The organism is Erythrobacter sp. HI0063 (genome assembly GCF_001635685.1).
Lineage (GTDB): Bacteria > Pseudomonadota > Alphaproteobacteria > Sphingomonadales > Sphingomonadaceae > Qipengyuania.
In genome coordinates, this window is sequence record NZ_LWFF01000288.1 from 1 (window position 1) to 26,257 (window position 26,257).

Consider the following 26,257-nt stretch of genomic DNA (forward strand, 5'->3'; position numbering starts at 1 on the left):
GCCGCGCCGGCGCCGCGTGCGACGCGCGGATTGGCAGGAGCGTAGCTTGCTATGGCGGCATCGTCGCGCCCGATCTCGTTCGCCCGCGGGAAGGCGCCGAGATTGGCGGCTGCCGCCTGCTGTGCACGGGTCAGGCGCGGCATATAGCGCAGATAGGGCGCCATCCGCAGCGCCAGATCCGTCGGCATCAGCGCTTCGGCGATCCCCACAGCATCGTCCGCATCGCCCAGAATCGCGAGGCCGAAGGCCCGCGCCCGGAATGCCGAGCGGTCCTCACTCTCCAGCAGGGGGAGCAGCGTGGCTTCGAATTCCTGCCGGTTTCCGGTCATCGCCAGGCTGAGCGCCAGGCGGCGGCGGGTTTCGGGATCGTTGCCCTGTGCCAAAGCCGCGCGATAAAGCGCCTGCGCGCTCGCATTGTCACCAACAAGGTCGAAGGCGAGGCCGCGATCGGCGGCCATCGCCGCTTCCGGGATGCCCGCATTCTCAGCCTCAGCATAAAGCCGCAAGGCTTCGATCGGCTGGCGCTGCAAGGTGAAGCATCGCGCCAAGCCGAGCATCGCGCGGCCGTTGTCGGGCGCGATATCCTGTGCACGGGCGAAGAAACCGATCGCGGCGTCGATATCGCCCACTTGCACCGAAGCCTCGCCCGCATCGAGCAGCGCACCCAGATCGCGCGGCGAACGGGCAAGACGGCGCAGCGCATCGTTGAGATCGGCGGCCTCGCGAGGCGGAAGGGGCTGCACCACGGCCTGCGCGGATACGGATTGAGGCAGGGCGACACCCGCGGCGGCCAGGCCGATGACCGAGGCGCTCAGAAGTGACAGTCGATTCAGTATTCGCAAACCCGCGCTCCGTTTTCGGCGGGTGTCCGATGCCCGCGCTTTCGTGTCGTTGCGATCGCGACGATGGCGGCCCCGGTCTGGCTAGCGCCTGAACCGGAGCCGATCGTTGCCCGAACGGACCGAACTATTGGTTGTTCTGGCGGCCCAGGAAGCGCGGAATGTTAAGCGCGCCGCCCGTATCGTCGTCGTCATCGTCGCGGTCGTCGGCAGGTCGCGGTGCGCTGCCGCGCGAAAGGTTGGCCATCCGCTCGAACAGCGTGCTGCCCGATCCGCTACCGCCCGATCCGCCAGCCGGACGTGCCGCGCCCTTGCCCTTGTCGCCATCGGCGGTGCTTTCGCCGCTGCCGCGTGCGGGCTTGGACTGGAGGGGGCTGCGCGAGTCGGCGGCCATCTGGTCGTTGCCAAGCTGAAGCTCGTCCTGCGCTCCCTTCCGGCCGCTTTCCGTGCCTTCCGACAGATCGAGCGTCGGACGGCGTCCGCTGTCCCGGCCCCAGCCTTCGTCTTCCATATCGGTTTCAAGCGAACGGCTGTCCGTCGGGGACGCGAGCGAGGCGCTTTCCGAACGGTCGAAGCGCTCGGTATGCTCGTTACGCAGGCCCGCCAGCGGATCGACGATGTCGTCCACATCCTCGCCCTCGTCTTCGTCGAAATCCGAATAGGTTGCTGCGGTGCCGCGCGATCCCGCCCGACCGTCATCGGCGTAATTCGCCGAAGTCAGTTCCATCGGAGCGTCATCGGCCTGCGCACTGGACGGCGTAGGAGCCGGCGAGGGGACCGCTGGCGAGGGAGCGGGCGCAGTCGCGAAGCCGCCGGACATTGCATCGCTCTCGGCTTCGGCGGAGAGACCTTCGCTCAATTCGAAGGGCTCCTCGTCCTCCTCTCTCTGGCGCGGCAGGTCGAGCGCGGGGCGCTTGGGCGCGCGCGATTCGGACATGGCGAAGCCGCGCGACTGGCTCGGCATTGCCTGCCCGTCATGCTCGATACCGGTGGCGACCACGGAAACGCGGATCTTGCCGTCGAGATCGGGATTGAAGGCCGAACCCCAGATGATGTTCGCATCTTCGTCCACCAGCTCGCGAATGTGGTTCGCGGCTTCGTCGACTTCGAGAAGCTTCATGTCCTCGCCGCCGATGATCGAAATGATCACGCCCTTGGCGCCCGCCATGCTGACCCCGTCGAGCAGCGGGTTGGCGATGGCGCGCTCCGCAGCTTCGAGCGCGCGATTGTCACCTTCGCCCTCGCCGGTTCCCATCATCGCCTTGCCCATTTCGCTCATCACCGAACGCACGTCGGCAAAGTCGAGATTGATGAGGCCCGGCATCACCATCAGGTCGGTGATCGAACGCACGCCCTGCTGCAGCACTTCGTCAGCCAGTTCGAAGGCTTCCTTGAAGGTCGTTTCCGCCTTGGCGACCAGGAACAGGTTCTGGTTGGGAATCACGATCAGCGTATCGACGTGCTTCTGAAGCTCGTCGATGCCCGCCTCGGCGGCGCGCATGCGGCGCGTGCCTTCGAACAGGAACGGCTTGGTCACGACGCCCACGGTCAGCACGCCCTTCTTGCGCGCAGCTTCCGCGATGACGGGCGCGGCGCCGGTGCCGGTGCCCCCGCCCATGCCCGCCGCGATGAAGCACATGTTCACGCCTTCGAGCGCATGCTCGATATCTTCGACCGTCTCTTCAGCCGCCGCCTTGCCGACTTCGGGCCGCGCGCCTGCACCAAGGCCGCCGGTGATGTCGGGGCCGAGCTGGATGCGCTTTTCGGCAGCTGCATTGCTCAGCGCCTGCGCATCGGTATTGGCCACGATGAAATCGACGCCTTCGATCTGCGCTTCCATCATGTTGGCAATCGCATTGCCCCCGGCGCCGCCCACGCCGATCACGGTGATGCGGGGACGCAGATCGTCCGACGAAGCGGGGCCGATATTGATGCTCATTCGATATTCCTCCGGCGAAGACGTTTCGCCCTAATTTGCATGGCCTGTAGTCTGCCACATTCCGATTCGGCGATGCAAAGGGTTAATCGCCTTTTTTCACAGTGCTAGCTCCTTCAACGGCCCGGCCGCCGCGAGGTGCCTAGAAATACTCCCGAACCGCCTGCAACACTCTGTTTACGAGGCCGAAGCCCGAATAACGCCGGGTCGGCTGATAGCCCGGATCGACCGAGCGGATATCGACCGGATCGTCCGCCGCATAGAGACACAGACCCACCAGCGAAGCGAAGCCTGGGGTCGCATGCGCTTCGGGCAGGCCCTGCAGGCGCGGCGGCTTGCCGATCCGCACCGGGCGGCCGAGCGCGGCCTGAACGAATTCGGCGATGCCATGCAACTCCGCACCCCCGCCCGCAAGCACCACCTGCCCGCCCCTGCTGCCCGAAAAGCCCATGTCCTTGAGCGAACGGTGCATTTCGCCGGTCAGGTGCGCCAGCCGATCGGTGACGACCGCGACCAGCTCGGCGCGCGCGATGCGGTTGTGTTCGTCCGCTCCGCGCGCGATCGGGCCTTCGCCCTCTTCGCCCGGCGCATTGACCGGTATCATCTCGGAGTGATCGGTCGGGCTGGCCATCGCCGAACCGGATACGCATTTCAGCCGCTCCGCTTGGCTGCGACGGATCCCGAAGCTGGAAGCGATCGCATCGGTGATGTCGTTCGACCCAAGGGGGATGGACTTCAGCCCCAGCAGCATCCCCGCCGAATGGACCGAGATATTGGTGACTTGCGCTCCGATCTCGATCAGCGCGACGCCCAATTCGCGCTCTTCCGGCGTGACGCAGGCATAGGCGCTGGCGAGCGGGCTGGCGACCACCGCCTCGACATCGAGATGCGCGGTCTGGACCGCTTCGATCAGGTTCCTGACCGGCGCGCTTTCGGCCACCGTCACATGGATATCGACGCCCAGCGCCTCCGCATGGAGACCCGCCGGATTGGCGACGCCGTGCGCCCCGTCCAGCGTATAATGCGCGGGCTGGGCGTGGAGGACCATGCGCCCATCGGGCTGAATGTGGTCGCGCGCGGCATAGAGCAGGTGCTCGATATCGTCTTCTTCGATGCGCCGCCCGCCGATCGCGATTTCGACGCTGGCGATATGGCTCGACAGGCCTGCGCCCGAACAGCCGATCCACACGCTCGACACGCTGGTGCCCGCGCTCGCCTCGGCCTTTTCGAGCGCCTGACGGATGGCGAGGCTGGCGGCGCGCATTTCGGTGACATAGCCGCGCTTGACGCCTTCGGATTTGCGGTGGCTCGACCCCAGTACCACCATCGCGCCGTTCTCGTCCTGGCCCATGATCATGGCCGAGATGCGGAAGGAGCCGATATTGACTGCGCCATAGGCCCGCGTGATGCGGGGGCCAGCCATCAGTTGTCCGCTCCCGGGGCGGAAGCCCGTTGTTCGAGGCCGTTCATGCTGCAAGGCCCGCCCGTGCAGCGGAAATAGGCCTGTTCGGGCACGCGCATATCGACCGCGACGACCTTGCCGCCCAACAGCCGGTAATGCCCGTCCAGCTTGGCGAAGGAGACGAGCGCGCTCGCCGACTGATCCTCGCCTTCGGGAAGCGCGAGCATCTGGCCGGTCTTGAAGGTCAGGTTCCAGCGGCGATTGCCGACCCATTCGGCCTGTTCGACCTGGGGTTTGAGCGCAGGCGCGGCGTCGAGCAGCAGGTCCAGTTCGCCGACCTGCTTCTGTGCGCCCGGCCCGGCGATGGTGAGCTTGCCCTTGGCATTGGTGCGGCTGATGGGTTCGAGTTCGTGCCCCTCGGCATCGACCAGCATCAACCGGTCGGGCTTGGCGAGGACGGCGTGCTCTTCACGTTCGACGATGTCGACGATCAGCGTGTCGGGAAGCTGGCGCGACACGCGCGCATCCTTGACCCAGCTCAATTCCAGCAGGCGATCGCGCAGCGCATCGAGATCGACGAGAGGCATCGGCTGATCGCGCATGGCAAGCGCGCGTTCGTAAACCGTCAGCTCGTTCATTCGCTCGACGCCCGTCACCTTGACGCGGCGCACCTCGAACCCGGCATCGGACGCGGCTTCGGCCAAACGCGCATTGGCGAGCGCGGGCAGACCGGCCAGGCTGGCGACGAACCACGCAGCGGCAAGCGCCAGCGCCAGGATCGCGGCGACGAAAGCCTTGTGCAATTGCTCGTCCGTAAAAGGCAGCAGGGCCAGCATCTGGTCGAACAGGCCGACCGTGTGTTTCTTGGCGGCGCGCGTCTTCTGCGTCCGATTGCGCGCAGCGGCGGAGCGGCGCACGCCCGGGCTGGTGCGCTTGACCTTAGCCATCGGCAGGAGCCTTCACGGCGAAGTCGCGCAGAGCCGCGGCGATGATTGTCTCGACCAGCTCGCCATATTCCATGCCCGCATGGCGCGCCTGTTCGGGCACCAGGCTGAGCGGCGTCATCCCCGGCTGGGTGTTGGTTTCGAGCACGAACAGGCCGTCTTCGCCCTGTTCCTCGTCCCAGCGGAAATCGGTGCGGCTGGTGCCGCGACAGCCGAGCAGCTTGTGAGCCTTCAGCGCGATTTCGAGACAGAGATCGCGGATCGTCTCGGGAATATCGGCGGGACAGATATGGTCGGTCATCCCGTCGGTGTATTTGGCGTCGAAATCGTAGAAGCCGCTTTTCGGCTTCAGCTCCGTCACCGCGAGCGCACGCGGCCCGTCCTCGAAATCGACCACCGCCGACGTCATCTCGCGGCCCTTGATATAGGGTTCGGCGAGCAATTCGGCGAAATCCTGCCACGGGCCTTTCGCATCGCGTGCGATCGGGTTGCCGTAATTGCCATCCTCGGTGACGATGGCGACGCCCACCGAGCTGCCTTCGTTGACGGGTTTCAGCACATAGGGGCGCGGCAGGGGATCGCGCTCGAACAGGTCTGCGGTCCTAACGATCCGCCCGCCGGGCATGGGCACGCCGTGCGGCACCAGCGCCTGCTTGGTCAGTTGCTTGTCGATCGCAATGACCGAGGTGGCGAGGCCCGAATGGGTGTAGGGCACACCCATCAGGTCCATCATGCCCTGCACCGTCCCATCCTCGCCCGGCACGCCGTGGAGCGCGTTGAAGACGACATCGGGTGCGGACTCCGCGATGCGCGCGGCGACCTGGCGATCCATGTCGATCCGGGTGACGCGGTGCCCGCGCTCTTCCAGCGCCTTGGCGACGCCTTCGCCCGACATCAGCGAGACGGGGCGTTCGTTCGCCCAGCCGCCCATAAGGACGGCGATGTGGAGTTTGCGATCGAGGGTCACGGTCTGCCCACCCGGCGGATTTCCCATTCCAGTTCCACGCCCGAATTCTTGTAGACCCGGCGCTTGACCTCCTCGCCGAGGGTTTCGATGTCCTCGCTGGTGGCGTCGCCGGTGTTGATGAGGAAATTGGTGTGCTTCTCGCTCACCTGCGCGCCGCCCACCGTCATGCCCCGGCAGCCCGCCTTGTCGACCAGTTCCCAAGCCTTCTCGCCCGGCGGGTTCTTGAAAGTCGATCCGCCTGTCTTGGTGCGGAGCGGCTGCGAGGTTTCGCGCGCTTCGGCGATACGGTCCATCTCCGCGCCGATCGCTTCGGGATCGCCGGGCGTTCCTTCGAAGCGGGCCGAAACCACCACCGAATTGTCGGTCAGCGCCGAATGGCGATAGCTGTAATCGAGCTCGCGCTTCGTCAGCCGCATCAGATTGCCGTCCTGCATGACTACGTTGCAATCGATGAGCACATCCGCGACTTCGCGCCCATAGGCGCCGCCATTCATGCGCACGAAACCGCCCACCGTGCCGGGAATGCCGCGCATGAATTCCATGCCCGCCACGCCCGCATCGCGTGCCGCACTGGCGACGAGGATGCCATGCGCCCCGGCCCCGCAGGTCAAGGTGCACGCGTCGACCTCGATCCCGGCGAAGGGCTTGCCCAGCTTGATCACCACGCCCGGCACGCCGCCATCGCGCACGATCAGGTTCGAGCCGAGCCCCAGCGGCATGATCGGGAGCGCACCGTCGAGCCGCTCGAGGAACAGGATCAGATCGTCCAGATCGGCTGGCTCGAACAGCCAATCGGCAGGGCCGCCGGATTTGAACCACACCAGCTTGGCCAGCGGCGCGTCATGCGTCAGCCGCCCGCGCAGGCCCGCGGTCGAGATCGGTGCGCTGACGCCGCCCTCGACCTCGCAATCGGGCGCTTCGCCGCTGTCCCAGTTCAAGGCATCGTCGGGCTGCGTCATCCGCGCGCCCTTTCGGCGATCAGTGCTTCGGGAAGCTCGGCGGCCCAGCGCGTGATGTCGCCTGCGCCGAGGCAGACGATGAGATCGTCCGGCTTCAACTCCGCGCCGAGCACCGCGACCAGCTCGTCCATATCGCCGACGCTGGCGGCGGAGCGGTGGCCGCGCGACTTGAGTCCATCGACGAGAGCCTGCGAATTCACGCCCTCGATCGGTTCTTCGCCCGCTTCGTAAACGGGCGTCACGAACACCTCGTCCGCTTCGTTGAAGGCGCTTTGAAAATCGTCCATCAGATCGCGCAGGCGAGTGTAACGGTGCGGCTGGACGACCGCGATCACGCGGCCCTTGGTGGCCTCGCGCGCGGCACCCAAAACCGCGCGGATTTCGACCGGATGATGGCCGTAATCGTCGATGACCACGGCCTTGCCATCGCCCACCGGGACTTCGCCCGTCTTGGTAAACCGCCGCCGCACGCCGCCGAAGCTGGCGAAGCCGTTGCAGATCACTTCGTCCGGGCATTTCATCTCGATCGCGACTGCAATCGCGGCGAGCGCGTTCTGGACGTTGTGGCGCCCCGGCATGGGCAGACGCACGCCTTCGATCCGGCGATCCTCCTGCCCGCGCCGACGCACGATTACGTCGAAACAATTGCCGCCCGCATCGGGCCGGACGTTGACGCCGCAGATATCCGCCTGGAGATTGAAGCCGTACGTCACGACATTGCGATCGCGCACCAGACCGCTCACCGCCTGGACTTCGGGATGATCGATGCACAGGATCGCCGCGCCATAGAAGGGGACATTGTGGATGAATTCCACGAAGGCGGCCTTCACCCCGTCGAAATCGCCATAATAGTCGAGATGCTCGGGATCGATATTGGTGACGACCGCGATCGTCCCGTCGAGGCGCAGGAAGCTGCCATCGCTCTCGTCGGCCTCCACCACCATCCAGTCGCTATCGCCCAATCGCGCGTTCGAACCGTATTGTTCGATGATGCCGCCATTGATGACGGTGGGATCGACATTGCCGCAATCGAGCAGTGCGGCGATCATGCTGGTGGTCGTTGTCTTGCCATGCGTCCCCGCCACCGCGACGGTGGATTTCAACCGCATCAATTCGGCCAGCATTTCCGCGCGGCGCACCACGGGGATGCGGTTTTCGAGCGCGAAGGCGACTTCGGGATTGGTGCGCTTCACCGCGGTGGAAGTGACGACGACCGCCGCGCCCATCACGTTTTCCGCCGCATGGCCGATTGCGATCCGGACCCCGCGCGAACGCAGGCGCTCGACCACCGGGCTTTCCTTGATGTCCGATCCCTGCACGCTGTAGCCGAGATTGGCCATCACTTCGGCGATGCCGGACATGCCGATCCCGCCTATGCCGACGAAATGGATGGTGCCGATATCGGTGGGCACGCCTCTCATGGCTTCGACCTTTCGTGCATGTCGCGCGCCGCGCCCTGCCCCGCAGCCACGCCCTGCGAAGCGCCGCGCGCATTGTTCGCGCCGACGCGGATCACGTCCATCATTTCCGCCCCACCGAAGCTTTCGACGAGATCGGCAAGATCCTGAACCGCATTGGGCCGCCCGCAATTGAACGCCGCATGGGCCGCCTTGCCGAGCCCTTCGGGGCTGTCGGCGATGGCCTTGATCTGCTTGGCGAGTTCCTTGGCGGTGAAGCTGTCCTGCCGCACCATCCGCGCCCCGCCCGCCTTCACCATCTCGCGGGTGTTCGCCGCCTGGTGATCGTCGGTCGCGATCGGAAGCGGGATCAGGATCGCCGGTCGGCCAACGGCGGTCAGTTCCGCGATGGTTGACGCGCCCGCGCGCCCGATGAAAAGATGCGCATCCGCAAGGCGACCGGCCATGTTTTCGAAATAAGTCCCGAGTTCGGCGGGAATGTCGTGGCTGGAATAGCGCGCGCGGACCGCTTCCAAATCTTCCGGGCGGCATTGCTGCGTCACCTGGAGTCGCTGCCGCAAGGCGGGCGGCAGCATTGCGAGCCCGTCGGGCACCACTTCGGACAGAACGCGCGCACCCTGGCTCCCGCCGGTGACAAGGACGCGGAACAGCCCCTCTTCGCTGAGCGCGGGAAACTCCTCTTCACGCAGGGCCAGCACTTCGGCGCGAACGGGATTGCCGACCAGATGGACCTTGTCGGCATATTTGGGCTTCAGCCGCTCGACCTGCGGATAGGCGGTGGCGATCGCATCGACCTTGCCCGCCAGCAGGCGATTGACGCGGCCCAGCACGGCGTTCTGTTCGTGGACGACGCTGGGAATGCCCATCGACGTCGCAGCCCACAGGGCCGGAAAGGCGGGATAGCCGCCGAAGCCGACCACGGCGCTGGGCTGAAAGCTCTCGAACAGGCGCACCGCCATGTTCCGTCCTTCCCACACGGCCTTTGCGCCCGCGAACCATTTGACCGGATTCTTGCCGAAGCGCCCGGCGGGCAGGATGTGGGTGGTGAGGAAATCGGGCCGTCCGGGAATCTGCGCGCCGCGTTCGTCGGTGATCAGCGCGACGTGGTGCCCGCGCCGTTCCAGCTCGGTCGCGAGGGCGAAGGCGGGCAGCAAATGGCCGCCCGTGCCCCCTGCCGCGAGGACGAAGTGGCGCGCCGCACGAGTGTTGTCCGGCCCGCTCATGGATAGATTTCCCGCCGGATCGCATCCGCCTGTTTCTTCGGCGCGCGGCGTTCGTTCCAGCCGATCACGTCAGCCAGGCCGCGCGTCTCGCGTTTGAGGAAGGGATTGCGCCGCGTTATCGCCAGCAGCAGCCCGACCTCCAGACAGAGCGCGATCGTGGACGATCCGCCATAGCTGATGAGCGGCAAAGTCATCCCCTTCGATGGAAACAGCTGCAGATTGACGAGGATGTTGATGAACGCCTGCCCCGCGAACAGCGTGATCAGGCCCGCACCCGCAAGCAGGGCGAACAGGTCGTCTTCATCGATCAGCTTCATCAATACGCGCGCCACGATGGCGAGATAAACGATCACGACGAGAGCGCAAACGATCAGGCCGAATTCTTCCCCGATGACGGAGAAGATGTAGTCGGTGTGCGCTTCGGGCAGATTCATCTTTCTGAGGCCCAGCCCGTATCCGCTGCCCGTCCAGCCGCCCGCCAGCAGCGTTCGCTCGGCCAGATCGACCTGGTCGAAAGCCGTGCCACCGCCCATGAAACTGTCGATGCGGTGGCGGGCGTTGTCATAGAGGAAATACGTCGCGACCATGGCCGCGCCGCCGATCCCGACCAGCGCGCCCATGCGCTGCACGGGCACGCCCGCAAGCAGGATCAGCACGAACCACGCGCCGAAGAAAAGGATGGTGTCGCCCAGATTGGGCTGCATCATCAGGAGCGCCGCGACCACGACCAGCGCCACTGCCGACAGCGCGATCACCGGCAAATTGGGGTCGCGCATTCGCCATGACAGAATCCAGGCGACGGCGATGGCGAAGGCGGGCTTCAGGAATTCGGACGGCTGGAAGCGCATTCCGAAATCGAGCCAGCGCCGCGCACCGTTCACCTCCGCGCCGACGATCGGAACGAGGAACAGCGCGCCGAGCATTCCTGCCGCCAGAAGCAGCCCCCCGCGCCGGGCGTTTTCGCGGCTGACCATGCTGATGGCGATCATCACGCCGATCCCGATCGCCTGCCAGGCGAGGTGGCGGTAGAAGAAATAGAGCGGATCGAGCGTCTGCGTCGCAGTCGAAAGACGGTCCGCGCTGGCAGGACTTGCGGCGGCGACGGCGACGGTGCCGAACGCCATCAGCGCCAGGATCAGGCCGAGCAGCACCCGGTCGATCTCACGCCACCAGATCGTCAACTCGGTCCAGCGGGAGAGCTTCTGGCCGGGGCGGCGCATGCCGGGGCGGGTGGCGCCGGGCACGTAAGGACGCTGCATATTCATGCGCCGAGCTCGCTGACGGCCTTGCGGAACGCCTCGCCGCGCTGTTCGAAATCGCGGAACTGATCGAAGCTGGCGCAGGCGGGGGAGAGCAGGATGGTGTCGCCCGCCTGCGCCGCAGCGGCAGCATCGCGCACCGCGCGCTCGAGCGTTTCGCTGCGCGTGACGGGGACGCGGCCCTCGAGCAGCTCGGCAAAAGCGGGTCCAGCCTTGCCGATGGTGTATGCGGCTATCACGTGCGGCAATTCGGGCTCGCACTCGCCTAGCCCCGGCTCCTTAGCGAGGCCGCCGACGATCCAATGGATGTTCTCGAACGCCGCCAGCGCAGGCGCGGAGGCGGCGGTGTTGGTGCCCTTGCTGTCGTTGACATAAGCGACGCCGGAGGTTTCCGCGACACGCTCCATCCGATGCGGCAGGCCGGAATAGCTTTCGAGCCCGGCGCGGATCTGCTGCCCGGAAAGACCGAGAATATCGCCGACCTCGATCGCTGCTGCGGCGTTTTCAAGATTGTGCGGGCCTTGCAGCGACTGCCAGTTCGCCTGCTCGCCAGGCTCGAAACCTCGATTGCTGAGGACGTCTTCGAGAATGCTGGCAATTGTGCCTTCGGCGAATTTCCCCAAGGCCCGCGCGTCGGTGAAGCGGGCGATGGAGTTCTGTCCGCTCGTCTGCATCGCGAGCAGGCGGGATTTGCTTGCGGCGTATTTCTGGAAATCGCCATCGTACCGATCCAGATGATCCGGCGTGATGTTCAGCAGCACCGCCACGTCGCAATCGAGCGAATAGGTCAGGTCGATCTGGTAGCTCGAAAGCTCCAGCACATAGACCCCGTCCTCGGGCAAAGGCTGCTGCTCCAGGATCGGCAGGCCGATATTGCCGCCCATCGTGGTGGGAACGCCCGCAGTCTTGAGGATATGATGAACCAGCGCGGTCGTTGTGCTCTTGCCATTGGTGCCGGTGATGCCGACGACCTTGTGCGGCGGGAGAGCCCGGCGCGCCTGCGCGAACAGTTCGATGTCTCCGATTACCGGCACGCCGAAGCTGTCGGCATGGGGCTTGATCGGATGGGTGTTGAGCGGAACGCCGGGGCTAACGACCACGCCATCGTAACCGGTCAGGTCCGACTGCAACGGGTCTGCAATGCCCGTGCGGCCGACGAAGGGCGCGCGTGCGTCCTCGCGATCGTCCCAGGCCAGCACGTCTGCCCCGCTCGCCAGCAGCGCTTCGACCGTGGCCCGGCCCGATCGCGCCAGGCCGAGCACGGCATAGCGCCTGCCCTTCCAGGCCGGATTCGTGATCACCGCAGCTTCAACGTCGCCAGACCGAGGATCGCTAGCACGATGGCGACGATCCAGAAACGGATCACGACCTTGCTCTCGCTCCAGCCCAATTGTTCGAAATGGTGATGGATCGGCGCCATGCGAAAGACGCGCTTGCCCGTTCGCTTGAACCAGAACACCTGGATGATGACCGAAAGGGCCTCGAATACGAACAGGCCGCCGACCACGGCCAGCACGACCTCGTGATGGGTCGCCACCGCGATCGCGCCGAGCGCTCCGCCCAAGGCCAGCGATCCGGTGTCGCCCATGAAGACCGCTGCGGGCGGCGCGTTGAACCACAGGAAGGCGAGGCCCGCTCCCATGATCGCGGCGCAGAAGATCGCCAGCTCGCCCGCGCCGGGCACATGCGGAATGCCGAGATAGCTCGAATAGTCGACGCGCCCCACGAGATAGGCAATGAGCGCGAACGTACCCGCCGCGATGATCACCGGCATGGTGGCGAGGCCATCCAGCCCGTCAGTCAGGTTGACGGCATTGCCAGCGCCCACGATCACGAAAGCGGCGAAGACGTAATAGAACCAGCCCAGCTCGATGCCGAGATTGTTGAAGAACGGCACGTAGAGAAACGTGTTGATCTGGCCGACCACAATCCAGCTGGCGATCCCCGCCACTGCGAATTCGAGCGCGAGGCGCGTCTTGCCCGACACGCCCTTGTGGCTCTTCTTCGTGACCTTGTCGTAATCGTCCATGAAGCCGATCAGGCCGAAGCCGCCCGTCACCGCGAGGCACGCCCAGATGAAGGGATTGCTGAGGTCCATCCACAAGAGCAGCGAGATCGACATGGCGACGAGGATCATCAGTCCGCCCATCGTGGGCGTGCCGCGCTTGGCGAGGTGGGTCTGCGGCCCGTCTTCGCGGATCGGCTGGCCCTTGCCCTGTCGCACGCGCAGCATCGCGATCATGCGCGGCCCGATAACGAGCCCGATCAGCAGCGCCGTCAGCAGCACACCGCCCGCCCGCGCCGTCTGATACCGGACGAGATTGAGCAGCCCTTCGAACTGGAACCATTCTGCGAGGATATAAAGCATGCGCGGTCAGCCGTCCCGGCGTGTGAAATGATCCACCAGCTGGCCGAGGCCGACCGAGTTCGACCCCTTCACCAGCACCGCATCGCCTGCAACCACGCCGTATTCCGACAGCGCGCCGATGGCTTCCGCAGCGTTATCGCAATGGGTGAATCCGCCCGCGAAGCCAAGCGGCTGGCCGGGCGCTTTCCCCAATTCGCGCGCCAGCACGCGCATTTCCTCGCCCACCAGCACCGCGTAGTCGATATTCGCGGCAGTCAGCGGCTCGGCAAGCTGAGCGTGGAAGGCCGCGCCGAAATCGCCCAATTCCTTCATGCTGCCGAGCACGGCGATGCGGCGACCGGCGGGCGTGTTGCCCAATTGGGCCAACGTCGCGCGCATGCTGGCGGGATTGGCGTTGTAGCTTTCGTCGATCAGCAGCGCCTTGCCGCCCGGCGCGCTGATCTGGTGGCGCGCGCCGCGCCCCTTCAGCCCGCCCATTTCGGCAAGCGCCAGTCCGGCGGCAGCCATGTCGCCCCCGGCGGCGCGGACGGCAGCCATCACGCACAGCGCGTTGGTAATCCAGTGTTCGCCGGGCTCCGCCACGGTGAAGCACATCCGGCCTTCTGGATATTCGCAAGTGACGAGCGATCCCCCATTCGCGCTCGGGATCGCATCGAGCAACCGCAGGGTTGCATCGCGCGCACGCCCGAAGCTGACGACCTGTGCGTCGAGCTTATCCGCATGAGCCTTGAGCCGTGCGAAATGCGGGCTGTCCGCCGGGATCACCGCCGTGCCGCCCTTGACGAGACCGCCGAAGATTTCCGCTTTGGCGTCCGCGATCGCCTCTTCGCTGCCGAGATTCTCGATATGCGCGGGCGCGATAGTGGTAACCACCGCGACATGGGGGCGGACATGATCGCTCAGCTCGGCGATCTCGCCTGCATGGTTCATCCCCATCTCGAACACGCCGAAACGGCTGCGCGCAGGCATCCGCGCGAGCGACAGCGGCACGCCGACATGATTGTTGTAGCTGCGGATCGAGCGGTGCGCCTGCCCCCGGCTCGACCGTTCGAGCGCGGCGAAGATCGCTTCCTTGACGCCCGTCTTCCCGACCGACCCGGTGACGCCGACGATCTTGGCGAAAGTCCGCTTGCGGGCGGCGGCGGCAAGCGCATGAAGCGCTTCTGTCGTGTCCGCGACCAGAACGTGAGGATAATCGACCGGCCGATCGACCAGCGCGGCGGCGGCGCCATTGGCAAACGCCTTGTCGAGGAAGCGGTGGCCGTCCATCGCTTCGCCCTTCAGCGCCACGAACAGATCGCCATTGCGGATGTCGCGGCTGTCGGTGTCGATGCCCGAAACCTGGAAATCGCCGCTTGTCGTTCCGCCCGTGACAGCGGCGATGGTCTGCGCGTCCCACAGGGCCAGCGGCAGCCGGTCGGAGGGAAGGATCGGCCAGCGCTTCAATGCGGGATGACGGATCAGGGCAGCGCTCATTTCGTGTTCTCCGCAGTTGTGGCAGCGCACAGCCGCGCAACTTCGACGTCGTCGAAGGGATGGACCCGCATATTCTCTCCCGAGCCGATGATCTGACCCTGTTCGTGCCCCTTGCCGGCGACGAGGACGATGTCCCCCTCGCCCGCTTCGGCGATGGCGCGCGCGATCGCGTCGCGCCGCCCGCCGATTTCCAGTGCCTCGCCGGTGACGCCCTGCATCACAGCGGCACGGATCGCGCTCGGCTCCTCGCCGCGCGGATTGTCGTCCGTAACGATGACGAGATCCGAGCCTTGCGAGGCCGCTTCGCCCATCGGCGCGCGCTTCCCGTGATCGCGATCGCCGCCCGCGCCGAACACGGTGATTAGGCGGCCTGCGACATGCGGGCGCAGCGCCGCGATGGCGGCAGTCAGCGCGTCCGCCGTGTGGGCGTAATCGACATAGACCGGCGCACCGCTCGGCGCGATGACCGCGCGTTCGAGACGTCCGCGCACCGGCTGGAGCCGCGCGACCGCATCCCAGACCCGGTCCGCTGCGATCCCGCTGGCGAGCGCCAGTCCGGCGGAGACAAGCGCGTTCGAGACCTGATAGGCCCCGATCAGCGGCAGGCGGAAGGTACGGGTCTGTCCGTCGTGTTCGACGGTCAGTTCCTGGCCCAGCGCCGTCGCCTCGCGCGCGACCAGACGGATGCCTTCGCCCTGTTCGCCAACCGTGAAGGGGCTCAGGCCGCGCTTTTCCGCATGTTGGATGGCGCGCGCGGTCCATTCGCTGCTGTCGCTTCCGGTCCAGATTACCGCCGTCGCGCCGTCGCTCGCGACCTCGTCGAACAGCCGCATCTTGGCGAGGAAATACTCTTCCATGTCGGCGTGGTAATCGAGATGGTCGCGGCTGAAATTGGTGAAGGCGACCGCCTCGACCGCGATGCCTTCATTGCGGAACTGGGATAGGCCGTGGCTCGACGCTTCGTAGGCGACATGGGTCACCCCTTCGCGCGCCAGGCCGCTGAGGTTCGACAGGAAGGTCACGATGTCGGGCGTGGTCAGCCCGGTCGAAACGCTGCCATCGGGCGTGGTGACGCCCAGCGTGCCGATACTGGCCGCGCGTTCGCCCGCCATGCGCCAGATCTGGCGCGTCATTTCGACCGTCGAGGTCTTGCCGTTGGTCCCCGTCACCGCGACGATATGCGACGGAACGGGAGCGAAGAATTGGGCTGCGAGCTGCGCGAAGGCGCGGCGCGGTTCGGCGTCGGCGATATGGGCGGCGATATGGGCCGCGCCTTCGACATGCGCTTCGGGCCGGGCAACCACCGCCACGGCGCCCGCTTCGATCGCGGCGGGGATGAAATCCTCTCCATTCACGCGCGCGCCTTGGAACGCGCCGAACACGGTGCCGGGCGCGACCTTGCGGTTGTCGATGGCGAAGCCGGTCACTTCGGCCTCGCCATTGGCGGGACAGGCCACGCCCGCCGCGTCGCAGAGCTTCGCCAGCTTCACCGGTTCGCCTCGGGGATCAGCGGTTTGATATCCGAAATATCGATATCGCGCGTGCTGTCGGGCCGCACGCCCAGCATCGGGCCGATGCGCGGGACGAGACGGCCCACGATCGGTGCGGCGTTCCAGGCGGCGGTACGCTGGAAGCTGGAGGCGAGCGTACCCTGCGGTTCGTCCAGCATGGCAATCACGACATAGCGTGGGCGGTCCATCGGGAAGGCGGCGGCGAAGGTCGAAACCAGCGTCGACCGGCGATAGCCGCCCGCGCCCGGCTTTTCGGCGGAGCCCGTCTTGCCGCCCACGCGGAAGCCCGCTGCATCGGCATTCTTGCCCGTGCCGTAAATGGTGGTCGCGCGCAGGATCTGGTTCATCCGCGCCGAGGTCGAGGCCTTGAACACGCGGCGGCCTTCGGGCGCTTCTCCGGGTTTAAGCTTGTGCAGCGTCGCGGGGCGCCAGACGCCGCCATTGACCATCGTGGCATAGGCGCTCGCAAGGTGCAGCGGCGTGACCGCGATGCCGTGGCCGAAGCTGACCGTCATGCTGCGCAGGCGCGGCCATTTCTCGCCCGGCCAGATCGGGAAGCCCTTGGCCGGCAGTTCGATATGCGGGCGTTCGGCCATGCCCATATCCATCATGTACTGGCGTAGCTTTTCCGGGCCGAGCTTGTCGGCGATGCGCGCGGTGACGGTGTTGGAGGAATGAATCAGCGTGCTCGGCACGTTGAGGCTGGCGCCGAGAAAGTGGCTGTCCTTGATCGCGAAGCGCCCGACCTTGACCGGCGAGGCGTCCCAATGGGCACCCAGATCGCGGACCACGCCGGCATCGATCGCCGCGGCGACAGAAAGCGGCTTGAAGGTGGAGCCAAGCTCGTAGACCTGATTGGTCACGCGGTTGAACATCAGGGACGCGCCGCGTTCGTCGATCTTGTTGGGGTCGAATTCGGGTAGCGACGCCAGGGCCATCACCTCGCCCGTGTCGACATCCAACACGATGCCCGCGCCGCCCTTGGCATCGACCAGCTTCATGCCCCGGCGCAATTCGTCCTCGAGCGCGCCCTGCACCCGCATGTCGATCGACAGCGCAACCGGAATGCCCCGGCTCGCCGGATCGCTCAGCTGCTCGTCGAGCACCTGTTCCATTCCCACGCGCCCATGCCCATCCGCCGCGACATAGCCGAGAACGTGGGCCGCCATCGATCCTTGCGGATAGTGCCGGTCGTTTTCCTGGGGCATTTCAAGCGCCAGCTCGCCGATATCCTGCACGCGGTTGGCTTCTTCTGGAAGAACACGGCGGCGCAGATAGCCCGCTTTGCCCGAAGCGAGCTGTTCGGCCACCTTTGCCTCGTTCAGATCGGGGAAGATCGCCTTCAGTTCGCGCGCGATCGTCGCCGGATCGCGCACGAGCGGCGCACCGTCTTCGCCCAATGCCTCTGGATTGAACCACAGAGCGTAGGCAGGGAAGGCCCGCGCCAAAGGCACGCCGTTGCGATCGACGATCTCCCCGCGATCGGGCAGCAGCGCGTCTTCGAGCGAGGTCGCCGCCACCGCACGGTCCGATCCGCCGAGAAAGGCGATCCGCACCAGCGCCATCGTTGCCACGAAGAGGAAAGCGAGCACGATCCAAAGCACGCGCAGCTTGGCCTGCGCCAGCGAGTTCTGGCGGATGACCGCGAGCTGTACGCGCGCCTGCGGCATCGCGGCGCCGAAGCTGGTGCCGCCGGTGGCGCGCGTGATCGGGGAATAGGCGTTCACTGGCCGGTCTCCGCCAAAGCGCTCGGCAAAGCGGGCGAGCGGGCGAGACGCTGGGTCAGATTGCCCGCCGCTTCGTATCCGCCGGAATCTAGATCGCTCGCGTCCTCGCCGTTATCGCCTGCCGTATCGGTATCGGCCATCCATTCGGCGAAAAGACCTTCTTCGGCCTGCGGACGCGCCTTGGCGACGCGAATCGGATCGGGCGCGTCGAGGCCGCGCGGCAGGCCGAGCACGGCGAGTTCCCGCTCGCTTTCGAGATATTGATCGGCGCGCGGCGCGACATAGCCGAATTCGACCGCGTTCCACTGCGAAAGCTGGCGCTGGCTGGCGCGGGTCTGGAATTCGACCTCCAGCATCAGGGTCTGGCGTTCGAGCGCGATGATCTGGCGCTCCGCCAGCCGCACGTCGCTTTTCACGGCATTCACCTTGAAGGTCAGCGCAAGGAAGGCGGCAAGGCACAGGCTCAGCGCCAGCATCCAGCCGATCTGGCGGATGCGGCTGCCGTGCGGGCGAGAGGGGGGAGCGCTGGCCATCAGGCTGCTTCCCTCGCCGGGGTGGCACTACGCACCGCGTGCCGCAGGACGGAAGAGCGCGCGCGGGGATTGCGTGCGATCTCGGCCTCGCCCGGTCGGATCGCCTTGCTGACGCGCGTGAAGGCGGGCTCGAAGCTGTCGACCTGGGGCAAGTGGCGCGAGGCGGCAGGTGCGCTCGACGCATCGCGCAGGAAGCGTTTGACGATCCGGTCTTCGAGGCTGTGGAAGCTCACCACGGCGAGGCGGCCGCCTTCGCCGAGCAGGGTTTCGGCTGCGGCAAGGCCCTGCTCCAGCTCGTCCAGCTCGCCATTCACATGGATGCGCACCGCCTGGAAGCTGCGCGTCGCAGGATCCTTCTTGTCGTGCGGTTTGTGGCCCAATGCCTTCCTCACCACGCGGGCGAGATCGCCAGTGGTCTCCAGCGGGCGCGCGGCCACGATGGCGCGGGCGACGCGGCGCGACTGGCGCTCCTCGCCGTAGAGATACAGCACGTCGGCGATCTGATCGGCATCGGCGGTGTTGAGGAAATCGGCGGCGCTCTCGCCCGTCTGGCTCATCCGCATGTCGAGTGGGCCGTCATGGGAGAAGGCAAAGCCGCGCTCCGCCTGATCGAGCTGCATCGACGAGACGCCGATATCCATGACGACACCGTCGACACAGGCCACGCCCGCGTCACGCAGCGCGGCCACCATCTGGGAGAAGCGGTGCGGGTGGAGCGTCAGGCGGTCTTCGTATTCGGCGACCATCGCCGCGCCGTTGGCGATCGCATCGGGGTCGCGATCGAAGGCGTGGACCTGCGCCCCCTTGTCGAGAATCGCGCGGGTGTAGCCGCCTGCGCCGAAGGTGGCATCGACGATCACGTCGCCCGGCTTCGGGTCGAGCGCGGCGATCACCTCGTCTAGGAGGACGGGGATGTGAGGCTGGCTCACTTGCGCTTCGCCTTGGCTTCAGCCTCGGCCACCAGCGCCTGGCAGGCGGCCTTGGCAGCGGCCCAATCGTCGCCCATGCGCATCAGTTCGGTAGGGTTCCAGACGCTGAAAAACCGGCCGCTGCCCTGGAAGAACAGGCCGTCCTCGATACCGGCGAGGCCGCGCAGATAGTCCGGCATGACGAACCGCCCGCTATCGTCGAAGGGAAGCTCGGCGAAGCCGTAGAGCTGGCTCGAACGGGTTTCCCGGTCGAAATCGCGCTGGAACTTGAACGCCATCTCTTCCTCGCGATCGAGCTGCGCCTCGAATTCGAGTTTGCGGGACAGGCCGAAACCGACAAGACAGTTCCAGCGATCGTGCTTGGTCAGACATAGGGTGCGGGAATCGCTGCTTTCCTTCACCGCCTTGCGAAACAGCGGCGGAAGGACATAGCGGCCTTTATCGCCCGCAGGCGAATAGGCTTGTCCGCTATATCCCCCGAAAAGCACCCGCTTCCGCCCCCAAATACGCTCAGGTAAAAATCACCATCTCCACTCGGCACACCTTCCCCGCCGCCGAAAGCACCCACGAGCTTGCAGCGTGCCCCGAGCCGGAGGGCGCGAGACGGATTCGGTCTGTCCGATGTGTCACAGGGAATACAGCGGGAGCGCGGGGGATGGAAGGGAAAAGTAGGGGATTTTTGGGGATTTACCGATAAACAACTGTTTTTGTGTATCTTTCTCTCGGCGCCATCGTAAACGCATTCTTACTTTCGATGCTTCGGTAATCCGCCACCGATCGGCGCGAAAATGCTCGAAATCTGCGGATTTCGGCCACTCTCGCGGGCCATTCACGAGGAAAATGTCTGGAGCGGCGGGAGCCCCCAACCGGCCTCTCCCGCGATTTCCCCGAACCGGGAGTCAGGTGCCGAAGGCGTCGTTCAGGATGCCGTCCAGGGCCGCGTCGCGCCGATCCTCGCCGGAGTGGTCCTCGCCGGAGTGGTCCTCGGCTTCCCCGCCGTCGTCATGCGGCTCGCTCTCATCGAGCACGGCGGCATCGGCGACGAGCAGCGCGCGTCCCTGGCCGATCGTGCAACGCGCCATCAGGCGGCTCTGCGACAGGGTACAATCGGCCTCGCCGCCCTCCTCGCGCAGCCGGAACGTGCCGGCGATCCGCACCGGAACAGTGAGCCCGAACGCGTCGACCAGTCGCTCGCCCTCGTCCTGGCCCGAGTCGAATTCTAGCTCCAGCCCCCAGCGCGCAAGGATCGGAGAGAGCAGCGCCACATCGTGCGGGCGTCTCGGGTCTCCCAGCCGGTATTCGGAATGGCGCGTCAGCATGGGATCGGCGAACACGATCACCTGCCCCCCACTCCGCACCCAATCGTCGAGAGCGACGTTTTCCTCTGCCGAAAGCGCCCGCGGCTGAGCCAGGATCAGGCGGCTGAGCGGCGCGAGCGTTTCGGGAGTCAGCACGTCAAGCGGTTCGAGCGCATAATCGCGCTCCAGCGCACTGCGCACCCAGTTCATTTGCTGTCCGTCATCAAGGAGATCGGAAAACTCGACCGCCTCGTTCCAGTAGATCGGCAGCGTGGACATCAGGCCGAGGCGAGGCTGAGCCGCCTGTTCGCCCACCTGTTCCACCGCAGGAGCGGAATCTGCGCTGGGCGAGCAGGACACGCACGCCAGCAGGCAAGCGACGAGCGCCGTGGTCGCTCCCGGCGAGCAAGCGCGTTTATTGCGGCGGGCTATTTTCGCCTCCACCCTGTTCGGGCAGGATGGGCGCTTCCCCGCCCGCTGGCGTTTCCGGCACCGGGTTGGCCGGCAGGTCGGGAACGACCCCGGCATCGATCAGCGGATCGGAGCGCGTCGGTGTGGCGCTGGGCTGGTTGGTGGCGACCGCTTCGGGAACCGCCGTCCGCTCGGTTTCGTCGGCACGGGTTTCGATAAGATCGATCAGGCCGATCAACAGGAGCGTGCCCGCAAGTCCGGCGATTCCGACTTGGAGCCGCTGGGTCGTTTGCGCGCGCGTTCCGCCCAGCGGCACGGATGGCGCATCGCCCGAAAGGCCGGTGGCGGCGTCGACCGTACGGGCCTTGCGCCGGGGATCGAACAAGCGAGCCATGAAGCCAGATAGGGCGCGCAGGCGCATCGGGTCAATCGCCTTCGCGCCACGCCCTCAACCGCCGTATCAGGCGGCAGGTTCGAGCCAGTCGAACACCGGCAGGTCTTTCGCGCGCAGCCATTCGGGATTGTAGAGAGTGGAGAGATAGCGGAAGCCTGTGTCGCACAGGATCGTCGCCACGCGCGGATTTTCGCGGCCCTGTTCCTTCAGATGCCGTCCCAGCGCAATCGCGCCCGCAACATTGATCCCGCTCGACAGGCCGAGGCACAGCCCCTCTTCGCGCAGCAGGCGGCGGACCCATTCGAGCCCCTCTTCGTCCGAAATCCGGAACTGCGTATCGATCGGTGCGCCTTCGAGATTGCCGGTGATGCGCCCCTGCCCGATCCCTTCCGCGACCGAGGAGCCTTCCGACTTCAGCTCGCCATGCGCGTAGTAATCGTAGAGCGCAGCGCCGTGCGGATCGGTCAGCGCGATCGCTACGGTCTCGTCGAATTCCTTGAGGCCCATGCCGACGCCCGCGATCGTGCCGCCAGTGCCCGCAGCGCAGGTGAAACCGTCGATCCGGCCTTCCAACTGCTCCCACAATTCCTTTGCGGTGCCTTCGATATGCGCCTTGCGGTTGGCGGTATTGTCGAACTGATTGGCCCAGATCGCACCCTCGGTCTCTTCGGCGAGGCGGCGACTCGTGTGGACGAAATGGTTGGCATCGGAATATTTGGTCGGCGGAACGGTGACCAGCTCGGCGCCCAAAGCGCGCAGCGTGTCCATCTTTTCCTTGGACTGGTTGTCCGGCATCACGATGATCGTGCGGTAGCCCAGCGCATTGGCAACCAGCGCGATGCCGATCCCGGTATTGCCCGCCGTCCCTTCCACGACCGTTCCGCCGGGCTTCAATTCGCCCCGCGCCTCGGCATCGCGGATGATGTAGAGCGCGGCGCGATCCTTTACGCTCGCGCCCGGATTGGCGAATTCGCACTTGCCGAAAATATCGCATCCGGCAGCCTCGCTCGGCCCGGCGAGGCGGACGAGCGGCGTGTTGCCGATCAGGTCGAGCGTATCGGCGCGCCTATTGGCGCTAAGGGGTATGGCAGTCATGCCGAAGAGGTAAGCAGTCGCTCCGGCGGTCGCAAACTAGATGCGCTTGCAGGCCGCAAAGCGATCCGAAATCAGTCTTCCATCAGTCTTCGGGCGCGATGGTCACTTTCAACCCGTCCAAGTCGCCTGTGAAGGGGATCTGGCAGCCAAGCCGCGAATTGGCATCGCGATGGTCGGAGGATTCGAGCAGATCGTCCTCGTCCTCGCTCATCGCAGGCAGCTTGTCCTGAAAGGAAGGATCGATGTGGACGTGACAGGTCGCGCAGGAGCAGCAACCGCCGCACAGCGCCAGCAATTCGTCGAAGCCGTTGTCGCGGATCGCCTCCATGACGGTCAGCCCGTCCGCGACGTCGATCTCGGATGTTTCACCTTCGCGGGTGGTTACGATCAGCTTGGGCATTGTCGCGGCCTCGTTCCTGTGGTTTGCCAGTCGCCGCGCTGCTACGGGGCGAGCGCAGTTTTGGCAAGGAGCGGCAGCACGCCGGCATGGGACTGACCGCAGAGCAATTAAGGGACGGGATCGACGCGGTTGCGGCAAAGGAGCCGCGCGTGGCCGATGCGCTTGCCAGAACCGGCTATCCCGAACCGCGCCTGCGCGATACCGGGTACAAGACCCTGCTGCGCACCATCGTCGGCCAGCAGGTCTCGGTCGCCGCAGCGGCATCGGTGTGGACCAAACTGGAGGCCGAATTGGGCGAAGATTTCACCCCCGCCTGCCTACTCGAACGCGATTTCGAAACCTTGCGCGCCTGCGGCCTGTCGCGCCAGAAACAGGGCTATGCCCGCTCGCTATGCGAATTGGTCGCGGACGGAGAGCTCGATCTGGAGAGCCTGCCCGGCGACGACGAGGCGGCGATCGCGGACCTGACCAGGATCAAGGGGATCGGGCGCTGGTCCGCGGAAATCTACCTGCTGTTCGCCGAAGGGCGCCCCGATATCTGGCCGGCGGGCGATCTCGCCGTCCAAGCAGGGCTCGGCAAACTGCTCGACCTGAAAGAACGCCCGAGCGAGAAAGAAACCCGCGCGCTGGCCGAGCATTGGCGTCCGCATCGCGGCGCGATGGCCATCTTCACCTGGCATATCTACAACAATCCGGCGCTTTGAGCCGACGCTTCGAGACGATTAGGGAGAGACACGACATGGCGGACCGCAAGGCTATTTTCATCAGCGGCGGAGGCTCGGGCATCGGGCGGGCGATCGCGATCCGCTTCGGGCGCGAGGGCTGGTTCGTGGGCCTCGGCGATATCGACGCGCATGGCATGGCGGTGACCGAGGATTTCCTCCCCGGCGGCTATTCCTACACTCACAAGCTCGACGTCCGCGATCGCGCAGCATGGGACGAAGCGCTGAGCGGCTTCGCCATGGCGGCGGGCGGCCGGATCGACGTGGTGGTCAACAATGCCGGTATCCCGCTGGGCGGCACGCTGATGGAAAACTCCACCGACGAGATCGAACGCTGCCTCGACATCAATCTCAAGGGTGTCCTGTTCGGCGCGCAGGCGGCGTACGAGCATTTGAAGAAGACCGCGCCGGGATCGTGCCTGCTCAACACTGCCAGCGCGGCGGGCATTTACGGGACGCCGGGGGCCAGCGTCTATTCCGCCACGAAATTCGGCGTGCGCGGGATCACCGAAAGCCTCGACGGAGAATGGGCCGATGACGGGATCGCGGTGCGCTCGCTCTGCCCCAGCTTCATCGACACGCCTCTGCTCGACAAGAATCCCAATGCCGGATCCAATCAGGACATCCGCCAGCGCGTGACCGATGCCGGGCTGGAAATCACTCCGGTTCAGGATGTCGCGGATGCCGCGTGGGACGCTGTGCATGGCGACAAACTGCACACGCTGGTGGGCAAGACCGCCAAGCGGCTGGGCTTTTTCAGCCGCTGGATGCCGGGCGTGGTCCGCAAGCAGACCCGCTCCAGCGCCCGCGGCCTGGGATAGGGTCTCGGTTAGAGAAGCGCGCCGATCGCCTTGGCCATCTTCATATCCTTCAGGGACAATCCGCCCGCGTCATGCGTGGTCAGCGTGACGTCCACCTTATTGTAGACGTTGAACCATTCGGGGTGATGATCGCGTTTTTCCGCAATCAGCGCCACGCGCGCCATGAAGGCGAAGGCTTCGGAGAAATCGGCGAATTCGAAGCTTCGCTCGATCGCCTTGCCCTCTCGCGAGAGCGACCATTCGGGCAGTGCGCGCATCCAGCTGTCGCGTTCTTCCTGGCTCAATTCCTCGACCGGCATGATATGCTCCTGCGCTTGTGGGGTGCCCGCCTTTTGCCTATCGCTGGCCCCCATGCAAGGGGCGGGTCTCACGGCGCGGGAGCTTTATTGCCGCAGGGGCGACCGGCCGCTGTTCGGCGGTCTCGATCTGACGCTGGAGCGCGGCGAGGCGCTGCACCTGACCGGGCCGAACGGGATCGGAAAGTCGAGCCTGATCCAAATTCTCGCCGGACTGCGCAAACCGTCCGATTTTCTGGCGGCAAAAGGCGAGGGTTTTTCGCGCGGATTCGTCGATTGGTCGGGCTCTGTCGCCCTGCTCGACGGGCGACTGGCGCTGGACGAGGCAGTCACCTTAGACAGGGCGCTCGCCTTCTGGACCGCGCTCGACGGTTCGGAAAAGCTGACCAGCAAGCATGCCGAAACGCTTGGCATCGAAGCGCTGATGGACGTGCCGGTGCGCTATCTTTCGACCGGGCAGAGGAAACGCGCCGGCCTCGTGCGCCTGCTCGGCCAGCAAGCCGATCACTGGCTGCTCGACGAGCCGCTGAACGGTCTCGACGCGGATAGCGTGATAGTGGTCGAGCAGCTGATTGCCGATCATCGCGGAACTGGCGGTATCGCTATCGTCGCCTCCCACCAGCCGATTACAATGACCGACGCGACCGCTCTCGATCTGAGAGAGTATCCGTGGTGATCGGAACGCTCCTGCGCCGCGATCTCGCGACGCTGCTGCCCGGCGGGAGGCGTGGCGGTACGCTGCTGCCGCTCCTTTTCTTCCTCGCCGTGGCGATGCTCTATCCCTTCGCGGCCGGGCCCGAGCCGCAAATGCTCGCCCGTACCGGCGGCGGCGTGATCTGGATCGCGGCGCTGCTGGCGGCGATCCTGCCGCTGGAGCGGTTGATTGCCGCCGACTTGGAAGCAGGCATCTTCGATCAGCTATCGCTGCGCGGCATATCCGAGGAATGGGCGATGGCGAGCCGGCTCGTCGCGCACTGGCTGGCCTTCGGGCCGCTGCTGCTCCTCGCAACGCTCCCCGCCGCCACGCTTCTCGGCCTGTCGGGAGAAACGGTTCGCGTGCTGCTGCTGGGCCTGCTCGCCGGAACGCCCGGCCTAGCCGCGATCGGCCTCGCCATCGCGGCGCTTACCGCCGCCCTGCGCCAAGGCGCGGCTCTCGCCGGACTTATGGTGATCCCGCTGGCGATCCCGATCCTGATCTTCGGTGCAGGCGCCCTGTCGCGCCCGGACACGGCGGGATTAGCCCTGACGGCCGCCATCAGCCTGGGCCTGTGTGCAGTGACGCCGTTCGTCGCCGGAGCGGCGATCAGAGCCGCACGCGAAGGCTGATCG

The 26,257-nt window shown here is 65.9% G+C and carries 26 protein-coding genes; 4 read left to right on the plus strand and 22 right to left on the minus strand.

Annotated elements, in window-relative coordinates:
• From A3736_RS09875 to A3736_RS09975, 21 genes are all read right to left on the minus strand, one after another.
• A partial coding sequence (locus tag A3736_RS09875) for a tetratricopeptide repeat protein (protein WP_156502073.1) occupies positions 1 to 842 on the minus strand: 842 nt, incomplete at its 3' end.
• 124 nt (positions 843 to 966) lie between these two features.
• Positions 967 to 2,778 (minus strand): cell division protein FtsZ, encoded by a 1,812-nt coding sequence (gene ftsZ / locus A3736_RS09880; RefSeq protein ID WP_067682441.1) that lies wholly within the window; start codon positions 2,776 to 2,778, stop codon positions 967 to 969.
• A gap of 139 nt (positions 2,779 to 2,917) precedes the next feature.
• Positions 2,918 to 4,198 carry a cell division protein FtsA gene (ftsA, locus tag A3736_RS09885; RefSeq protein ID WP_067682445.1) on the minus strand — a complete coding sequence of 427 codons (1,281 nt, stop codon included), beginning with the start codon at positions 4,196 to 4,198 and terminating at the stop codon, positions 2,918 to 2,920.
• Positions 4,198 to 5,124, minus strand: coding sequence for a cell division protein FtsQ/DivIB (locus tag A3736_RS09890; RefSeq protein ID WP_067682448.1), 927 nt, complete (start codon positions 5,122 to 5,124; stop codon positions 4,198 to 4,200). The genes ftsA and A3736_RS09890 overlap by 1 nt, the downstream gene beginning before the upstream one ends.
• Positions 5,117 to 6,115 (minus strand): D-alanine--D-alanine ligase, encoded by a 999-nt coding sequence (locus A3736_RS09895; RefSeq protein ID WP_245173892.1) that lies wholly within the window; start codon positions 6,113 to 6,115, stop codon positions 5,117 to 5,119. Before A3736_RS09895 ends, A3736_RS09890 begins: the two co-directional genes overlap by 8 nt.
• Positions 6,085 to 7,047, minus strand: coding sequence for a UDP-N-acetylmuramate dehydrogenase (gene murB, locus A3736_RS09900; RefSeq protein WP_082851430.1), 963 nt, complete (start codon positions 7,045 to 7,047; stop codon positions 6,085 to 6,087). Before murB ends, A3736_RS09895 begins: the two co-directional genes overlap by 31 nt.
• Complete coding sequence (murC, locus tag A3736_RS09905) at positions 7,044 to 8,468, minus strand: UDP-N-acetylmuramate--L-alanine ligase (RefSeq protein WP_067682451.1); 1,425 nt, start codon at positions 8,466 to 8,468, stop codon at positions 7,044 to 7,046. The genes murB and murC overlap by 4 nt, the downstream gene beginning before the upstream one ends.
• On the minus strand, positions 8,465 to 9,688 hold the full coding sequence (gene murG / locus A3736_RS09910; RefSeq protein ID WP_067682454.1) for an undecaprenyldiphospho-muramoylpentapeptide beta-N-acetylglucosaminyltransferase: 1,224 nt from the start codon (positions 9,686 to 9,688) through the stop codon (positions 8,465 to 8,467). Before murG ends, murC begins: the two co-directional genes overlap by 4 nt.
• Positions 9,685 to 10,953 carry an FtsW/RodA/SpoVE family cell cycle protein gene (locus A3736_RS09915; protein ID WP_067682457.1) on the minus strand — a complete coding sequence of 423 codons (1,269 nt, stop codon included), beginning with the start codon at positions 10,951 to 10,953 and terminating at the stop codon, positions 9,685 to 9,687. Before A3736_RS09915 ends, murG begins: the two co-directional genes overlap by 4 nt.
• A complete protein-coding gene (gene murD / locus A3736_RS09920) occupies positions 10,950 to 12,248 on the minus strand; it encodes a UDP-N-acetylmuramoyl-L-alanine--D-glutamate ligase (RefSeq protein WP_067682460.1) in 1,299 nt (432 codons plus the stop codon). The genes A3736_RS09915 and murD overlap by 4 nt, the downstream gene beginning before the upstream one ends.
• The gene (mraY, locus tag A3736_RS09925; protein WP_067682463.1) at positions 12,245 to 13,315 is read right to left on the minus strand and encodes a phospho-N-acetylmuramoyl-pentapeptide-transferase; all 1,071 of its coding nucleotides are present in this window, start codon (positions 13,313 to 13,315) and stop codon (positions 12,245 to 12,247) included. Before mraY ends, murD begins: the two co-directional genes overlap by 4 nt.
• Before the next feature lie 6 nt (positions 13,316 to 13,321).
• Positions 13,322 to 14,791: a UDP-N-acetylmuramoyl-tripeptide--D-alanyl-D-alanine ligase gene (gene murF / locus A3736_RS09930; RefSeq protein ID WP_067682466.1), complete on the minus strand. Its 1,470-nt coding sequence runs from the start codon at positions 14,789 to 14,791 to the stop codon at positions 13,322 to 13,324.
• Complete coding sequence (locus tag A3736_RS09935; protein ID WP_067682469.1) at positions 14,788 to 16,281, minus strand: UDP-N-acetylmuramoyl-L-alanyl-D-glutamate--2,6-diaminopimelate ligase; 1,494 nt, start codon at positions 16,279 to 16,281, stop codon at positions 14,788 to 14,790. Before A3736_RS09935 ends, murF begins: the two co-directional genes overlap by 4 nt.
• Positions 16,278 to 17,972 carry a penicillin-binding protein 2 gene (locus A3736_RS09940; protein WP_067682543.1) on the minus strand — a complete coding sequence of 565 codons (1,695 nt, stop codon included), beginning with the start codon at positions 17,970 to 17,972 and terminating at the stop codon, positions 16,278 to 16,280. The genes A3736_RS09935 and A3736_RS09940 overlap by 4 nt, the downstream gene beginning before the upstream one ends.
• A 53-nt stretch (positions 17,973 to 18,025) precedes the next feature.
• A complete protein-coding gene (locus A3736_RS09945; protein ID WP_067682472.1) occupies positions 18,026 to 18,562 on the minus strand; it encodes a hypothetical protein in 537 nt (178 codons plus the stop codon).
• Positions 18,562 to 19,491 (minus strand): 16S rRNA (cytosine(1402)-N(4))-methyltransferase RsmH, encoded by a 930-nt coding sequence (gene rsmH / locus A3736_RS09950; RefSeq protein ID WP_067682475.1) that lies wholly within the window; start codon positions 19,489 to 19,491, stop codon positions 18,562 to 18,564. The genes A3736_RS09945 and rsmH overlap by 1 nt, the downstream gene beginning before the upstream one ends.
• Positions 19,488 to 19,979, minus strand: coding sequence for a division/cell wall cluster transcriptional repressor MraZ (locus A3736_RS09955; RefSeq protein WP_067682478.1), 492 nt, complete (start codon positions 19,977 to 19,979; stop codon positions 19,488 to 19,490). The genes rsmH and A3736_RS09955 overlap by 4 nt, the downstream gene beginning before the upstream one ends.
• A 411-nt stretch (positions 19,980 to 20,390) precedes the next feature.
• A complete protein-coding gene (locus A3736_RS09960) occupies positions 20,391 to 21,113 on the minus strand; it encodes a GldG family protein (RefSeq protein WP_233999347.1) in 723 nt (240 codons plus the stop codon).
• Positions 21,114 to 21,204: 91 nt separating this feature from the next.
• Complete coding sequence (locus A3736_RS09965; RefSeq protein ID WP_197465577.1) at positions 21,205 to 21,621, minus strand: hypothetical protein; 417 nt, start codon at positions 21,619 to 21,621, stop codon at positions 21,205 to 21,207.
• A gap of 39 nt (positions 21,622 to 21,660) precedes the next feature.
• Complete coding sequence (locus A3736_RS09970) at positions 21,661 to 22,689, minus strand: cysteine synthase A (protein WP_067682484.1); 1,029 nt, start codon at positions 22,687 to 22,689, stop codon at positions 21,661 to 21,663.
• Between the two features lie 82 nt (positions 22,690 to 22,771).
• The gene (locus A3736_RS09975) at positions 22,772 to 23,089 is read right to left on the minus strand and encodes a 2Fe-2S iron-sulfur cluster-binding protein (protein WP_067682486.1); all 318 of its coding nucleotides are present in this window, start codon (positions 23,087 to 23,089) and stop codon (positions 22,772 to 22,774) included.
• A gap of 86 nt (positions 23,090 to 23,175) precedes the next feature.
• On the opposite strand from A3736_RS09975, the gene A3736_RS09980 reads away from it, so the two are divergent.
• Both A3736_RS09980 and A3736_RS09985 read left to right on the plus strand, forming a co-directional pair.
• Entirely contained in the window at positions 23,176 to 23,793 is a 618-nt protein-coding gene (locus A3736_RS09980) for a DNA-3-methyladenine glycosylase (RefSeq protein ID WP_067682488.1), read from the plus strand.
• A 35-nt stretch (positions 23,794 to 23,828) separates the two neighbouring features.
• Entirely contained in the window at positions 23,829 to 24,632 is an 804-nt protein-coding gene (locus A3736_RS09985) for an SDR family oxidoreductase (RefSeq protein WP_067682491.1), read from the plus strand.
• Between the two features lie 8 nt (positions 24,633 to 24,640).
• Here the strand turns inward: A3736_RS09985 and A3736_RS09990 are convergent, their stop codons facing one another.
• Positions 24,641 to 24,931, minus strand: coding sequence for a 4a-hydroxytetrahydrobiopterin dehydratase (locus A3736_RS09990; RefSeq protein WP_067682547.1), 291 nt, complete (start codon positions 24,929 to 24,931; stop codon positions 24,641 to 24,643).
• 52 nt (positions 24,932 to 24,983) lie between these two features.
• On the opposite strand from A3736_RS09990, the gene ccmA reads away from it, so the two are divergent.
• Positions 24,984 to 25,604 (plus strand): heme ABC exporter ATP-binding protein CcmA, encoded by a 621-nt coding sequence (gene ccmA / locus A3736_RS09995; protein WP_067682494.1) that lies wholly within the window; start codon positions 24,984 to 24,986, stop codon positions 25,602 to 25,604.
• Entirely contained in the window at positions 25,601 to 26,254 is a 654-nt protein-coding gene (locus A3736_RS10000; protein WP_067682551.1) for a heme exporter protein CcmB, read from the plus strand. The genes ccmA and A3736_RS10000 overlap by 4 nt, the downstream gene beginning before the upstream one ends.
• Positions 26,255 to 26,257: the final 3 nt, after the last annotated feature.